The sequence below is a fragment of the Longimicrobiaceae bacterium genome (genome assembly GCA_035936415.1).
In the GTDB taxonomy this organism is placed as follows: Bacteria; Gemmatimonadota; Gemmatimonadetes; order Longimicrobiales; family Longimicrobiaceae; genus JAFAYN01.
In genome coordinates this window covers 1-14,200 of sequence record DASYWD010000565.1, presented here as the reverse complement: position 1 = coordinate 14,200, position 14,200 = coordinate 1, and the positions used below count along the sequence as shown (strand labels likewise).

Genomic DNA, 14,200 nt, shown 5'->3' with positions numbered 1-14,200 from the left:
CGCCCGCGGCGCCCGCGCCGGGCGCGGTCTCCTCGTAGCGGCGGGCCAGGAGCACCAGCCGGTCCTCCGCCTCCAGGACCCAGTCCGCGGGCGGGTTCAGCACCGGCGAGAAGGAGGCCCCGTGCCGCCGCACCGCGCCCAGGAGCACCGCCTCCGGGAAGCGGGGGGCGAGGCCGCGCAGCGCCGCCCCCGCCAGCTCCGGGCAGTGCCGGACGTAGACCGCGTTGCCGCGGGCGTGCGTCAGGAGCTCCCCGTAGACCCCGGAAAGCCCGCGGTGGCGGACGTTCTGGGCGATCAGGCGGCTGATGATGGCGTCGCTGGCGAGCAGCTCGATGGGCCCGCCGTACGCCGCCCGCGCGATGTGGATCTTGCTGGCGTCGAAGATCTCGGCCACCACCGGCGGGAGCGGCTCCCCGTCGCGGGCCACGGGGTGGTTCGCCATGGAGAGGAGCGTCTTGATCACTACCGTGTCGCTCCCCGCGCCGCCCCGCCGGAAGTCGCCGGCCGGGAGGAGCACCGCCGCGGCGTTCGCGAAGTCCACGCGGCGCAGGTGCTCCTGGCGCAACGGCGAGCCGGAGCGGAGCACCACCTGCCGCTCGTCCCACAGGGCGCCGAGCCGCTCCCGCATCTCCCGCACGAGCGGGACGCGCACATGGTCGGCGAGGATGGCGACGCGCAGACCGCGGGTGCCGTGGCTGCGCAGGAACCGCTTCAGGCGCCCCTCGGAGAGGATCAGCTCCCGCACCACCGCCGCCGTCCGGTTGGTCCACCCCAGCACCACGACGTGGTTGCGCAGCGAGACGGGGGTGTGCCCCTCCTCCAGCTCCTGGATGGTCTGGTTCAGCCACTGCGTCAGGATCGCGATCAGCGCGCCGACGAAGATCACGAAGCCGACCACCGTCAGGACGGTGGAGATCACACGCAGGACCGTTCCCTCGTCGTCCCCCAGGTAGCCGGGGTCGGTCAACCGGAGGAAGGCCCACCAGATCGCCTCCGCCGGCGTGCCGAAGGCGCCGGTGGCGGCGAACGCCAGCAGCCCCGCCACCAGGGCGAGCAGCCCCAGGACCGCGGCCACCACCAGCAGGCGGTAGCGCGTGCCGCGGAGCATGAGCCGCTCCACCTGGAACTTGGCGCGGTTGACGACGCGGCGCGGCATGGACGGAGCGCGACGGGAAGCGGAGGGCTCGCCCCGTCAGCCGCGCCGGCTCGCGCGGGCGGCTACGTAGGCGCGCGTCTCCGCGGCGACGACGCCGGAAAGGAGGAGGAGCCCCACCAGGTTGGGGAACGCCATCATCCCGTTCATCACGTCGGCGAAGGTCCACACCACCTCGAACCCGCCCCGCTCGGAGAGGGTGAGCACCCAGGCGCCCACGAAGGAGGCCAGGACGAAGGCGATGCGGTAGGGGATCACCGCGCGCACGCCGAGCAGGTACTCCAGCGCCTTCTCGCCGTAGTAGGACCACCCCAGGATGGTGGAGAAGGCGAAGAGCGCCAGCCCCACGGCCACGATCCCCCCGCCCCAGGTGCCCGGGAGCCCGGTGCTGAACGCCTTGGCGGTGAGCGGCGCCCCGATGTAGGCGGCGCCCGTCGCCGGGTCCACCTGCGTCCACGCGCCGGTGGCGATGATGGCGAAGCCGGTGAGCGAGCAGACCACGATGGTGTCGATGAAGGTCTGCGTCATGGAGACCAGCGCCTGCGTGACCGGGCTGCGCGTCTGCGCCGCCGCCGCGGCGATTCCGCCCGTCCCCAGCCCGGACTCGTTGGAGAAGACCCCGCGCGACACCCCCATCCGGATCGCCATCATCAGCGTCGCCCCGGCGAACCCACCCACCGCCGCCGAGGGCCTGAAGGCGTCGCGGAGCACGTAGACGAAGATGTCGTCCAGCCCGCGCCAGTTGACCGCCAGCACCACCAGCGCTCCCAGCATGTACGCGACGATCATCACCGGGACGAAGAAGCCTGTGAAGCGGCCGATGGAGCGGATGCCGCCCAGGATGACCGCCCCGGCGAGCACCGCGATCACCACGCCGGTCCAGACCGGGTCGATGCCGAACGAGCTTCGCAGCGCATCGGCCACCGAGTTGGACTGCACCATGTTCCCGATCCCGAAGGCGGCGATGGCCGCGAAGAGCGCGAACAGGAACCCCAGCGCGCGCCCGAGCCCGCCCCCCACCCCGCGGGACAGGTAGTACATGGGCCCGCCGCTCATCTGCCCGCGCTCGTCGGTCACCCGGTAGCGCACCGAGAGCACCGCCTCGGCGTACTTGGTCGCCATCCCCACCAGCCCGGTGATCCACATCCAGAACAGGGCGCCGGGGCCGCCGGTGGCGATGGCCGCCGCCACCCCGGCGATGTTCCCCGTCCCCACCGTGGCGGCCAGCGCGGTCATCAGGGCCTGGAAGTGCGAGATGTCCCCCTCCGCGCCCTCCTCCCGCCGCTGCACGAAGGCCAGCCAGAGCGAGTGCCCCAGCTCCCGGAACTGCAGGCCGCGGAGGAGGAGGGTCAGGTAGAGGCCGGTCCCCACCAGCAGCACCAGCAGGGGCCACCCCCACACCCAGTTGCTGGCGAACCCCAGGTACTCGTGCGTTACGTCCACCCAGCCCTGCGGTGCCTGCTCCATGGAAGGTCTCCGGGATCGGGGGCAGCCTGCGCGAGACGGACCCGCGCGCGGCGGGTCCACGGGGTAGAAGAACGCCGGGAAGGCGCGTCCGCAAGCCGGCGGGTGCCGGAACGGACGAGCGGGGCCACCGCGCCCGCGGTGGCCCCGCCCACTCCGCCCGGAGGCGGCACCCTCTCCGTCGCCCTTATACGGTCGCCGCGAGCTCCCCTTCCAGCGCCTCCCAGTCCTCCATCAGGCGCTCCACCCGGGCCTGCAGCCGCACCCGCTCGTCCTGCAGCTCCTTCACCTGGGCAGCCGCGGTGCTGGTGAAGTACCCGGGGCGGGCGAAGATCCGGTCGATCTCGGCGATGCGGGCCTCCGCCGTCTCGATCTCCCCGGTGATCTCGTCGCGGCGCCGCTCCATCTTGCCGCGCCCGGGAGCGGGCGCGGCCTTCACGGCGGCCCGGGGCGCGGGCTCGGCGGGGCGCCTGCCGTTCTCCGACGGCGCCCTGGCCTTCTTCTCCTCCCGCCGCGCCTTCAGCACCACGGTGTCCGCGTCCAGGTGGTCGTCGCCGCAGGCGTGGACGTACTCCTCGTAGGTGCCGTGGTAGTCGCGGATCCCCCCGGGGCTGATCTCCAGCACGCGCGTGGCGAGCTGGCCCACGAACCAGCGGTCGTGCGACACCAGGATCAGCGTCCCCTCGTAGCCCCGCAGCCCCGCCACCAGCGCCTCGATGGACTCCAGGTCCAGGTGGTTGGTGGGCTCGTCCAGCACCAGCACGTTGGGCTGCTCCAGCGCCAGCCGGCTGAACACCAGCCGCGCGGCCTCGCCGCCGGAGAGGGCGGAGAGGCGCTTCTCGCCGTCGGCCCCGGAGAAGAGCATCAGCCCCAGGTGCCCGCGCACGAAGCCCCGGTCCTTCCCCGGGCAGAAGTCCCAGAGCCACTCCTCCGCCGTGCGGTCGGAGTCGTCGAGCTGCTCGTGGTGGTCCTGGGCGAAGTAGCCGGGGTGGGTCTCGTACCCCCACTCCACCTCGCCCGCGTCCGGCTGCAGCTCGCCCACGACGATCTTGAGCAGCGTGGACTTGCCGATCCCGTTGGGGCCCATGATCACCAGCCGGTCGCCCCGCTTCACCTGCAGGTCCACGCCGGGGAGCACCTCCTTGTCGCCGAACGCCTTCCGGATCCCCTTGATGCGCAGGACCTCCTTGCCGCTCTCGCGCCGCTGCGCGAAGCGGAACTTGGGGTAGCGGCGGGAGCTGCCGGGGAGCTCCTCCAGGTCCTCCTGCTTCCGCTCGATCATCCGCAGCTTGCTCTGCGCCTGCCGCGCCTTGCTCGCCTTGGCCTTGAACTTGTCGACGAACTTCTGGTGGTGCGCGATCTCCTTCTGCCGCCCCTCGATCTCCTTCTCGCGCCGCTCCCGGTCCTCCACCTTCTGCTCCAGGAACGAGGTGTAGTTGCCCCGGTAGAGCGTGACCGTCTGGTAGTCCACGTCCAGGATGTACGTGGACACGTTGTCCAGGAAGCGGTGGTCGTGCGAGATCACCGCCACCGGGCCCTCGTAGTCGTGGAGGAACTTCTCCAGCCAGCGGATGGAGAGGATGTCCAGGTGGTTCGTGGGCTCGTCCAGGAGCAGCACGTCGGGGTTCCCCGCCAGCACCTGCGCCAGGAGCACCCGCAGCTTGAAGCCGCCGGACAGGGTCGAGAGCGGCTGGTGGTGCACTTCCGCCGGGAGGCCCAGCCCCTCCAGGATGGTGGCGGCGCGCGCCTCGGCGGTGTACCCGTCGTGCCGCTGCACCGTCTCCTCCAGCTCGGAGAAGCGGTCCGCGTCGAAGTGCTCGTGGGCCCGGGCGAGGAGCGCCTCCTTCTCGACCATGGCGTTCCAGAGCTCCGGGTTCCCCATGAGGGCCACGCCCAGGACCGTCTGGTCCTCGTAGAGGAACTGGTCCTGGCGCAGCACCCCCAGCCGGAGCGACTTGGGGACGGAGACGGTGCCGCCGCTGGCCGGGACGTCGCCCGTGAGGACGCCCAGGAGCGTGGTCTTGCCGGACCCGTTGGCGCCGACGATGCCGTAGCGCTCGCCCGGGTTGAGCTGGAACGAGGCGTCGGCGAAGAGGATGCGGTCGCCGAAGGCCTTTTCGAGGTTGGATACGGAGATCATCCGTGGAATATAACGAAAACTCGCCCGTTTCGCGCCTCCCCCGCGACACCTGGCGTGGACCTTGCCGGCCCGAGCCGCCCCGTCGAGTGGCGCCGGACCGGCCTTCCGAGCCCCGCGGCGCGGAGAGAAGAGCACCGCCACCGCGACCATCCAGCGCCGAGGAGAAGGAAGATGACGATCCAGGACGATGGAGTGGGCGGCACCGGGCGCACCCTGCGCGTGCCGGCGGGCGGACGCTCGCTGCACCTGCGGGAGTGGGGCGACCCCGCGAGCGAGGCCGTGCTCCTGCTGCACGGGATCCCCACCAACGGCCTGCTCTGGACCGACGTGGCCCCGCGGCTCGCCGCGCGCGCCCGCGTGCTCGCCCCCGACCTGCTCGGCTACGGCCGGTCGGACGCGCCCGGGGGGCAGCCCGTGGACATCACCGCGCAGGCGGGGTACGTGGTGGAGCTGCTGGACGCGCTCGGGATCGGCCGCGCGACGGTGGTGGGCCACGACATCGGCGGCGGGGTGGCGCAGATCCTGGCGGTGCGGCACCCGGAGCGGGTGGCGCGGCTGGGGCTCGTGGACTCGGTCTGCTACGACTCGTGGCCCATCCCGGAGATGAAGGCGATCCAGGCCGCCGCGCCGGTCGTGGAGCACATGCCTGCGGGGCTCACCACCAAGGGGCTCAAGCTGGGGCTCCGGCGCGGGTTCGTGGACCAGGCGCGGGCGGAGAGCTTCCTCGACGGCTTCCTGGAGCCCTTCTCCACCCCGGAGGGGCTCGACGTCTTCGTGGAGCACGCGCGGTCGCTGGACTCCCGGCACACGGAGGAGATCGCGCCGATGCTGCCGGGGCTGTCCATTCCCGCCGCCGTGGTGTGGGGGCGCCAGGACCCGTTCCAGAAGCCGGAGTACGCCGAGCGCCTGGCCGCCGACATCCCGGGGGCGGAGCTCACCTGGATCGCGGAGGCGAGCCACTTCTCGCCCGCGGACGCGCCCGAGCCGGTCGCCGAAGCCCTCCTGCGGCTGCTGGCGCGCCCGCTGCGGGCGGGCGCCGCGGCCTGAGCCCGGTCGGCCCGCAGGGGACGCGCTCAGGCAGCCGCTGAGCGGCTGGCGAGTGCCTCCAGCTCCCCGACCGCATCGTCCCGCCGCACCTCCTCGGCGATGGTCCGCGAGATGGCCGCCGCCCGCTCGCGGAACCCGGGCTCCTCCAAGACCCTGACGAGGGCCTTCCGGAGCGCGGGCACGCCGGCCCGGGGCGAGAGCCGCACCCCTGCTCCCCGGTGCACCACCCGCGCGGCGATGTCGGGCTGGTCCCGGCCCATGGGGAGGCAGAGGAGCGGCACCCCGGCGGCGAGGGCCCGGATCACCGTGCCGTGGCCCGCATGCGTGACCACCGCGGATGCCTCACGGAACACGCGGGCGTGCGGAGCCGAGCGACGCACCACCACGTTCGCGGCGGCACGGATGGACTCCGGATCCACTGCCGGCCCCGTGGTCACCAGGGCCCGAACCGGCATGCCCGCGAGGGCGTCCACCACCCGCTGCAGGAGACCGGCCTGCCCCTGCGGCGTGGTGCTCAGGCTGACCACCACCAGCGGATCCGGGTGGTCCGACGGCCAGGGCGATTCCCAGGGACCGGTCCACGCGGGGTCCTCCACCTGGGGTCCCACGTAGCGGACGTTGGCGGGGAGCGCCGCGGCCTCGTAGTCGAAGGCGCGGCTCGTGAGGACCAGGGCGCGGTCCGCGCCTTCGATCGCCTGCCACAGGTCGCGGAGCGGTTCCAGGCCGAGCGCGGCGCGGGCCTGGTTGAGCACCGGAAGACCGGTGGCGAAGACCCGGAGGAAGAGCCGCCCGAAGAGCGCGTCCCGCACCCTCCCCAGGGGACCCCCCATCGGGAGGAAGCCGGGGCCGGGCGCCGGCATCCCCGGGGACGGGAACTGATAGACGGTGTGCACCATCAGCGCCACCGGCACACCCGCCCTCTCGGCACCGGAGGCCGCCCCCAGGAGGGTGTAGTCCACGGCGACCACGTCCGCGGCTTCCCGGCCGAGCTCCTCCAGCACGTCCTCCGCGTACCGGAGCGCGGGTCCGAACATGATCCGGTCGCGGAGCCGCGCGAACGCCTGCAGCGGGGTCCTCGCCTCCCAGTCCCGGATGATGTCGCTCTCCACGGTGCGGTCGTGCCGGTGGGGCGCCCGGGTGAACGGGACGAAGGTGCACCCCGCGGCCTCCGCGTCTTCCCGGATGCACGGATCCGCCAGTACGCGCACCCGGTGCCCGCGCTGGAGGAGCTTCCGGGCGAGGGTGAGCTGCGGGGGGACGTTGCCGCCGCCCTCCCAGAGAACGAAGAGGTAGCGGCGCGGGACGGCGGCGGAGGTCCGGGACATGGTACGATCCTGGGCGACGCGGTGGAGCGGGGAGGGCGCCGAAGCGCCGGGGGATCAGTCGGACCGGGTGAGGCGCTCCAGCATCTCGCGCATGGCCCGGGCGGTCTCCGCCTCGGAAAGCCCCTGGTCGCGGCGCAGGAGCTTCCAGGTGGTCACGTCGGTGGCCGCCACGAGGAGCGCCAGGCGCCGCGGGTAGTCCGGAGCATCCGGCTCCGGCAGCGCGCCGGCGAAGGTGCGTACGATCCAGCCCCGGTGGAACTCCTTCCCGTAGCGGAGCGCCTCCTTCACGGCCGGGATCCGGTCCTCCACGGCCAGCAGGCGGGTGGTCGCGTCGCCGTCCTGCTCGTAGTGCGGGATCAGCGCGCGCACCACCCCGTCGATGTCGCCGGGGGGAACGGCCACGCGCATCGCCTCGATCGCGGGCGTGACGTATTCGCCCACCGCCCGGAGGAGCCCCTCCTTGGAGCCGAAGCGCCGGATCACCGTCTGGAGCGAGACCCCCGCGATCCCGGCGATCTCCTGGAGCGTGATCTCGTCGTAGAACCGCTCCCGGGAGAGCGAGAGCGTCGCTTCCAGGATCCGCACGCGCGTCTCCTCGGCGGCTCGCGCGCGCGCCTGCATCCGATACGGACGACGCTCCTCGGCCCCTTTCATATTAGCAACTATAACGCGAAATGCGCCGGCGTCAAGAGCGCCGGTACGGACTCCCATGCAGCGGTGGCTCGCCGGGTCTGCCACCCTTGCAGTTCCCGCGGTCGCTTCGGCAAGCCGGGGCGTCGTTCCGGCAGGGTAGCACGCCCGCAAACTGGTACGCTGGTTGCATTTACGGCACGCGCTCCCGCGGAAAGGGCCGCGGATCTGTCACAGTTGCTTTGCTTACAGAGGAGGTAACCATGGCAATCACTCCCTATCGTCCCGCCACCGACCTGTTCCGTCCGATGCTCGAGGACTTCCTTGGCCCGATGCAGGGCCGGGGCGGACGGATGGGCGACATGCTCCGGATCCCGGAGGCCGACGTGGTGGAGACGGAGAACGAGATCCGGGTGGTGGTGGAGCTCCCGGGGATCAAGGCGGACGACGTGAGCGTCGACATGGAGAACAACGTCCTCACCATCAGCGGTGAGAAGCGCGAGGCGCGCACCGAGGGCGACGAGCGCGACACCTGGCACCTCTCGGAGCGCCGCTACGGCAAGTTCAGCCGCAGCTTCGTCCTGCCCCGCGAGGTGGAGCAGGAGCGCATCGAGGCCCGCTTCGAGGGCGGAGTGCTGAACGTCACCATCCCCAAGAGCGAGAAGGCCAAGCGCCGCCGGATCCAGGTCCAGGACGGCGGCGGGCAGCAGCGGGTCGAGGCGAACACCGGCGGGAACCGGTAGCTCCCACCCGGGTCGCCACCCAGCGGGAGGAGCCGGAGGCGCACGCCTCCGGCTCCTCCATCTCGCGATGACGATCAGCCACGTGAGGGAAGTACGCTCGTGGGAACGCTCGCGCTGGGCTCCCTGGGTCTGCTTCTGTTCTTCGGGAGCCCGCTCTTCGCCCGCAACGCGGGGCGGTGGATGGGGGAGATCCCCGATCCGGTGGGAGCCGCGCGCGTGCTCCAGGGGATCGGGGTCGCCCTGATGGCGACGGCGCTCCTCGTCCGTCCGCACGACCCGGCCACGGCCGCGTTCCCGCCCTCCCCGGACGACATCGGGCGGGCGGAGGTGCGGTACGTCGCGGGCGGGAGCGTGCGGGAGGCCGCGCTCCGCGAGCTGGGGCGCCCCGTCACGATCCCGGGGGCGGTCGCGCGGCCCGTCGATTGAGCTGGCAGTCACTCCAGGAGGATGGCATGCAGAACTCGAACGACACGCAGGAACAGTCGATCTGCTCGATGTACCGGGACGGCGTGAGCCTGCCGACGCTGGAAAGGGCGTTCGGGATGGGCACGGAGGAGATCATCCGGGTGCTGCACCGCCACGGAGCCGTTCAGCAGGAGCCGGGGGAGGGGTGGGACGAGTTCGTGGACCGGATCCGCGACGACGTCAAGCACCAGGCGGCGTGAAGGCACCTGCGGGAATCAAGAATCGCCCCCGGCCATGCGGACCGGGGGCGATTCTCGTCCGCGTGGCAGCGCCTGGGCCCGCTCCGACCGGGGCGACCCGGCCGCGGGTACCCTTCCCCGCCCCGCCGGGCCCCGAAGCTGCATCGCGGTCGAGCCGCGCCGATCCGCAGCCTTCACGCCAGCGACCATGGAACTGGGCATCTACACCTTCGCCGAAGCGACCCCGGACCCCGTGACCGGCCGTACCGTGAGCCCCGCGCAGCGCCTGCGCGACCTGATGGAGGAGGTCGAGCTGGCCGACCAGGTGGGGCTGGACGTCTTCGGCGTCGGGGAGCACCACCGCCCCGAGTACGTGGCCTCCGCCCCGGCAGTGGTGCTCGCCGCGGCAGCGGAGCGCACGAAGCGCATCCGGCTCACGAGCGCGGTCACGGTGCTCAGCTCCGACGACCCGGTGCGCGTCTTCCAGGACTTCGCCACAGTGGACCTGCTCTCCGGCGGACGCGCGGAGATCATGGCCGGCCGGGGGTCGTTCATCGAGTCGTTCCCCCTCTTCGGCTACGACCTGGAGGACTACGACACCCTCTTCGCGGAGAAGCTGGAGCTGCTCCTGGAGCTGCGCGAGAGCGAGCGCGTCACCTGGTCGGGCACGCACCGGGCGCCGCTGAACGGCCTCGCCGTCTACCCCCGCCCCGTGCAGCAGCCCCTCCCCGTCTGGATCGCGGTGGGGGGCACCCCCGCGTCCGTGGCGCGGGCGGGCGCGCTGGGGCTCCCGCTGGCGCTCGCCATCATCGGCGGCGTGCCGGAGCAGTTCGCGCCCTTCGCGGAGCTGCACCGCCGGGCCGCGCGGCAGGGAGGCCACACGCCCCCGCCGCTCAGCATCAACTCGCACGGCTACCTCGCGCCCACCTCGCAGGAGGCCGCCGACGACGCGTTCCCGGCCTTCGCGGCCACCATGGACCGCATCGGCCGGGAGCGCGGCTGGCCGCCTATGAGCCGGGAGCAGTTCGAGGGGTCGCGCACGCTGCGGGGCGCGAACTTCGTGGGGAGCCCGGAGGAAGTGGTCGAGAAGATCCTCTTCCAGCACGAGATCTTCGGGCACCAGCGCTTCCTCCTCCAGTTCAGCGTCGGGACCCTGCCACACGAGAAGGTGATGCGCTCCATCGAGCTCTTCGGGACCCGGGTCGCCCCCGTCGTCCGGCGCGAGACGGCGAGGGGGCGCGCCCGGTCGCCTCAGGACACGGCGAGCAGCAGCAGGGCATAACTCACCGCCCCCGCGATGAAGGCCCAGGCGCGGCTCTGGCGCTCGGCGGGGAGCTCCTCCTTCAGCATGTTGAAGAGGACGCTCCCGGCGATGAAGGCCCGCAGGAGCGCGGGCCCGGTCTCCGGGAGCGTGGTCAGGTAGCCCGTCACCCACCCGCCGGCCACCGCCACCACCAGGACCCACCGCCCGACACGGTCGTACAGCTCCTTGTGGTCGGCGAAGAGCGCGTGGTCGTTCACCAGGAACTTGAGCACCATCGCGAGCGAGAAGAGCGCGAGGGGCACGACCCCGCGCTCCACCCGCCCCACCAGTGCGTAGCCGATCAGGAAGTTCAGGAAGGCGAACGACGCGGTCTGCACCCAGAACACCGCCGCCGAGGTCCGGTCCACGCCGTGGACGTCCCGCCCCACCTGCCGGGAGCGCTTCGCCAGGCGCTCCATCCCGTAGAAGAGCAGGACGCTCGCGAGGACGGCGAGGTACACGTGCTCACGAAGGAAGGAGAGGCCCTCGGCCTCGGCCGCGCGCTCCAGCACCTCCTGGTCGATGCCCAGCCCCGGCAGCGTCCGGAGCACCGCCCAGCTCAGCGACATCCCCCCCGCGAAGGAAAGGAAGCGGCTGCGCGGGAGCTCCTGGAGGCGGCGGAGCAGCCGCGAAAGGACGTGCACCGCCGCGAGGAGGATGGCGGCGCCCAGGCTCAGCAGTGTCTCCGTCAAGGCGTTCCCCGGTGACCGGCTCCGTGGTGGCGGCCTCTCGGCCTGCCGGACCGGGGCTTGCAAGTCCGCGGCCGGACGTGGGCCGCGGCAGAGCGGAGGCCAATCCGGGAGGAGCACGCATGGATCCAGCGAGCGGGGGCGGAGCGCCGGAGGTGAACGCGGGGGTGCTGCTCGCCGTCTCGCCCGCGGCCTCTGCCGAGGCGCTCACGGCCTTCGCGCGCGCTCTGATGGAGGACGTCCGCCCGGAGATGGAGCGGGCGACGGGGGCGCGCTGGGTGTTCGACATGGTGGACTCCTACCAGCTCTCGGACGACGACGCGCGCCGCCCCTCGGACTTCCTGGACGAGGCGAGCCTGCACATGGTCGAGGGCCCCTACGACGTGCTCCTGGTGATCACGGACGTGGGCCTCGTGTCGCGTAAGCAGCGGGTGGTCCCCGGGCTCGCCTCCGAGATCAGCCGGATCGCCGTGCTCTCCACGCGCAAGCTGCTGGTCTCCCCGCGGGGGAGGCCGGTCCGCCGGCTGGACGAGGAGCCGGTCCGCCACAACGCGACCGCGCTGGGCCTGCACCTCCTGGGGCGCCTGCTCGGGCTCCCGCCCGGGAGGGAGGGCGGCGGCGTCATGGCCCCGTTCCGCTTCGAGGAGGAGGGGAGGGCGCCGCCGCGGTTCAGCCCCGGCGAGGAGGCGCGCCTCCGTGCGCGGGCCGCCCGGATCCCGGAGCGTACCGAGCCGGCGCACGGCGCGGCCTCGACCGTGGCGTTCCACCTCCGGAGCGCCGCCCGCCACCTGGGGCCGGTGCTCCGCCCGCTCTGGCGCAACCGCGCGCTCCTCCTGCCGCTCTCGCTCCCCGGCCTCGCCACCGCGGCGGTCGCGCCGGTCTTCATCCTGGTGTTCACGGCGGAGATCTGGGACGTCGGCCTCAACATGCCGCCCTCGACGGCCGCCACCTTCGCGGTGATCAGCATCCTGGCGGCGACGTGGTACCTGCTCCGGGTGCAGAACCTGTTCTTCCCGCAGAAGGAGCAGCGGATCCTCACCGAGCACCTCGCCGCGCTCAACGTCACGGTGCTGCTTACCATGCTGCTGGCGATGATCGGCCTCTTCCTGCTCGTCGGCCTGCTCATCCTCTTCATCCAGTTCTTCATCTTCCCCGCGGGGCTGATCGCCACCTGGCCCACCCTGGAGGACCCGCGCGTCACGCTCCTCGACCGGTTCGTCCTGGCCGCCTTCATCAGCACCAACGGCGTCCTCACCGGCGCCCTGGCGGGCGGCCTGGAGAGCCGCTCGCTGATCCGGCACCTCGCCCTCTTCGACGAAGTGTCGTAGATACCGGAGAGGGTGCCCGGGAGGCGGGGGGAGGCTCAGCAGGCGGTGCGTCTGTGTGAGCCCTCACCGCAATCACGTCTCGCCCGAGGGGCTGGGCGAGTGCTCTGGCGAGTCCCTTCGGGTGTCGCACCGCCGGAGGAGCCTCCCCCCGCCGACCCCACGCGGAAGCAAACGGGCCGCCACCGGAATCCCGGCGGCGGCCCGCACCTGCCACTCAGCAAGCCCGTCTACCGCTCCAGCGCCTCGGCGATCGGGATGATGGTGATGTCCTCCGCCCGCACCGGGATCGGGTAGGAGGCGATCTCCCGGTCCTCCGCCAGCAGCTCGGGCGAGCGCTCGCCCGCGTAGGTGATCGGGGTCGCGGCCCCGGACAGGAGCTTCCGCTTCAGCCCCTCGGCGTCGGAGGTGATGATGACGACGTGGTAGCCGCCCCCGTGGCTCAGGTGCCGCTTCACCGCCGTGTTCACCTGCTCCGGCGTGAGCGAGGCCAGGGCGGGGCGGATGCTGGACAGGAAGCCGGGGTCCGGGATCCCGTAGAACGCATCGTCCACGTCGTAGCCCAGCCGCCGTCCGATGGTGTTCCCCCAGTTGACCACGTAGTTGCCGAGGAACTGCTTCGTCCGCGCCACCTCCGCGTCCGGGAGCCCTTCGGACGCGAGCCGGTCCATCTCCCGGAGCGCCGCCCGGGTCGCGAAGAGCGTCCGGTCGTGGAGGTTGCCGGGCGCGGTCATCGAGACCGGGCGGATCCACGCCTCGAACAGGTGGCTGCGCCGGGCCACGTTGACCGGCGGGAGCTGGGTCGTGTAGCCGAGCGGGAACGCCTCGACGTAGGAGTAGTTCCCGTAGTTCATCCCCCGCTGCTCGCGGATCAGCTGGTACAGCCGCGCGAAGGAGTTCCGGTGCTCGCCCAGCCAGGAGTTCGCGAGCATCAGGGCCGGGAACTCCGGGTCCGAGCGGAGCACGGAGATGGGGAAGCCGATGGACACCGGCGAGGCGTCGGTCGGCTTCTCCACGAGGAGCACCTTCACCCGGTCGGGCCGGCTCGGCTGCGGCCGGGCCACGCGCGGCGCCTCCCCCGGCTTGAGGAGGGTATCGAAGTCGCCGCGGACCCGCTCGGCGAAGCCGTCGGGGAAGCCGCCGCCCAGGGCCACCACCACGTTCCCCGCCCGGTAGTGCGTGTCGTAGAACTGCCGCACGTCGTCGAGCGTGATGGAGCGGATCGACTGGACGTAGCCGTCCACCGGGTGCTCGTACGGCGTGCCGCGGTAGGCTTCCCGGTAGAGGAGCTCCTTGGTGAGCTCCTCGTCGCGCGAGAAGCGGCGCGCCCGCTCCGCGAAGTTGACGGTCTGCGTCTTCACCCGCTCGAAGTCCTCCTCCCGGAAGGCCGGGGCCGCGACCGCGTCCCGCAGCAGGGCGTAGAAGGCATCCAGGTTGTCGCGGTGCACGACCCCCCGGAAGACGGTCATCTCCTTGTCGGTGCTCGACCCGTAGGCGGTCGCCATGGGGTAGAGCTTCGAGCGGATCTCCTCGTACGAGTTGCTCGTGGTCGATCCGCCCGCCAGCAGCGAGGCGGTGAGCGCCGCGAGCCCCTCCTTCCCGGCCGGGTCGTGGGCCGACCCGGACTGCACCCAGACGTTGAAGGCGATGAACGGCGATTCCGGCTCCCGGTTGACGATCAGGCGCTCGCCCACCACCCGGTTCGCAGGCGCCGGCCCGGCCGGCGCGGCCGTGCTC

Annotated in this window: 13 protein-coding genes; 6 read left to right on the top strand and 7 right to left on the bottom strand. The window is 72.4% G+C overall.

Annotated elements, in window-relative coordinates; genetic code table 11:
- From VGR37_22810 to VGR37_22800, 3 genes are all read right to left on the bottom strand, one after another.
- A partial coding sequence (locus tag VGR37_22810; protein HEV2150248.1) for a hypothetical protein occupies positions 1-1,156 on the bottom strand: 1,156 nt, incomplete at its 3' end.
- 36 nt (positions 1,157-1,192) lie between these two features.
- A complete protein-coding gene (locus VGR37_22805) occupies positions 1,193-2,620 on the bottom strand; it encodes a sodium:alanine symporter family protein (GenBank protein ID HEV2150247.1) in 1,428 nt (475 codons plus the stop codon).
- Between the two features lie 184 nt (positions 2,621-2,804).
- Complete coding sequence (locus VGR37_22800; GenBank protein ID HEV2150246.1) at positions 2,805-4,757, bottom strand: ABC-F family ATP-binding cassette domain-containing protein; 1,953 nt, start codon at positions 4,755-4,757, stop codon at positions 2,805-2,807.
- A 171-nt stretch (positions 4,758-4,928) separates the two neighbouring features.
- Here VGR37_22800 and VGR37_22795 point away from each other — a divergent pair, with 171 nt between their 5' ends.
- Positions 4,929-5,804, top strand: a complete 876-nt coding sequence (locus VGR37_22795; protein ID HEV2150245.1) for an alpha/beta hydrolase — start codon at positions 4,929-4,931, stop codon at positions 5,802-5,804.
- Between the two features lie 26 nt (positions 5,805-5,830).
- Here VGR37_22795 and VGR37_22790 read toward each other — a convergent pair whose 3' ends face one another.
- On the bottom strand, positions 5,831-7,129 hold the full coding sequence (locus VGR37_22790; protein HEV2150244.1) for a nucleotide disphospho-sugar-binding domain-containing protein: 1,299 nt from the start codon (positions 7,127-7,129) through the stop codon (positions 5,831-5,833).
- Between the two features lie 54 nt (positions 7,130-7,183).
- Positions 7,184-7,750, bottom strand: coding sequence for a TetR/AcrR family transcriptional regulator (locus tag VGR37_22785; protein ID HEV2150243.1), 567 nt, complete (start codon positions 7,748-7,750; stop codon positions 7,184-7,186).
- A gap of 272 nt (positions 7,751-8,022) precedes the next feature.
- Between VGR37_22785 and VGR37_22780 the strand changes: the two genes are divergently transcribed.
- The 4 genes from VGR37_22780 (at position 8,023) to VGR37_22765 (ending at position 10,428) form a co-directional block, all read left to right on the top strand.
- Entirely contained in the window at positions 8,023-8,502 is a 480-nt protein-coding gene (locus VGR37_22780) for an Hsp20/alpha crystallin family protein (protein ID HEV2150242.1), read from the top strand.
- 99 nt (positions 8,503-8,601) lie between these two features.
- Entirely contained in the window at positions 8,602-8,928 is a 327-nt protein-coding gene (locus VGR37_22775; GenBank protein HEV2150241.1) for a hypothetical protein, read from the top strand.
- Positions 8,929-8,954: 26 nt separating this feature from the next.
- Positions 8,955-9,167 (top strand): hypothetical protein, encoded by a 213-nt coding sequence (locus VGR37_22770; GenBank protein ID HEV2150240.1) that lies wholly within the window; start codon positions 8,955-8,957, stop codon positions 9,165-9,167.
- A 187-nt stretch (positions 9,168-9,354) separates the two neighbouring features.
- Positions 9,355-10,428 carry an LLM class flavin-dependent oxidoreductase gene (locus tag VGR37_22765; protein ID HEV2150239.1) on the top strand — a complete coding sequence of 358 codons (1,074 nt, stop codon included), beginning with the start codon at positions 9,355-9,357 and terminating at the stop codon, positions 10,426-10,428.
- Here VGR37_22765 and VGR37_22760 read toward each other — a convergent pair.
- A complete protein-coding gene (locus VGR37_22760) occupies positions 10,398-11,141 on the bottom strand; it encodes a hypothetical protein (protein HEV2150238.1) in 744 nt (247 codons plus the stop codon). The genes VGR37_22765 and VGR37_22760 overlap by 31 nt on opposite strands.
- Before the next feature lie 119 nt (positions 11,142-11,260).
- On the opposite strand from VGR37_22760, the gene VGR37_22755 reads away from it, so the two are divergent.
- Positions 11,261-12,466: a hypothetical protein gene (locus VGR37_22755; protein ID HEV2150237.1), complete on the top strand. Its 1,206-nt coding sequence runs from the start codon at positions 11,261-11,263 to the stop codon at positions 12,464-12,466.
- A gap of 227 nt (positions 12,467-12,693) precedes the next feature.
- On the opposite strand, the gene VGR37_22750 is transcribed toward VGR37_22755, so the two are convergent.
- On the bottom strand, positions 12,694-14,200 hold a 1,507-nt coding region (locus tag VGR37_22750), incomplete at its 5' end, for a pitrilysin family protein (GenBank protein ID HEV2150236.1).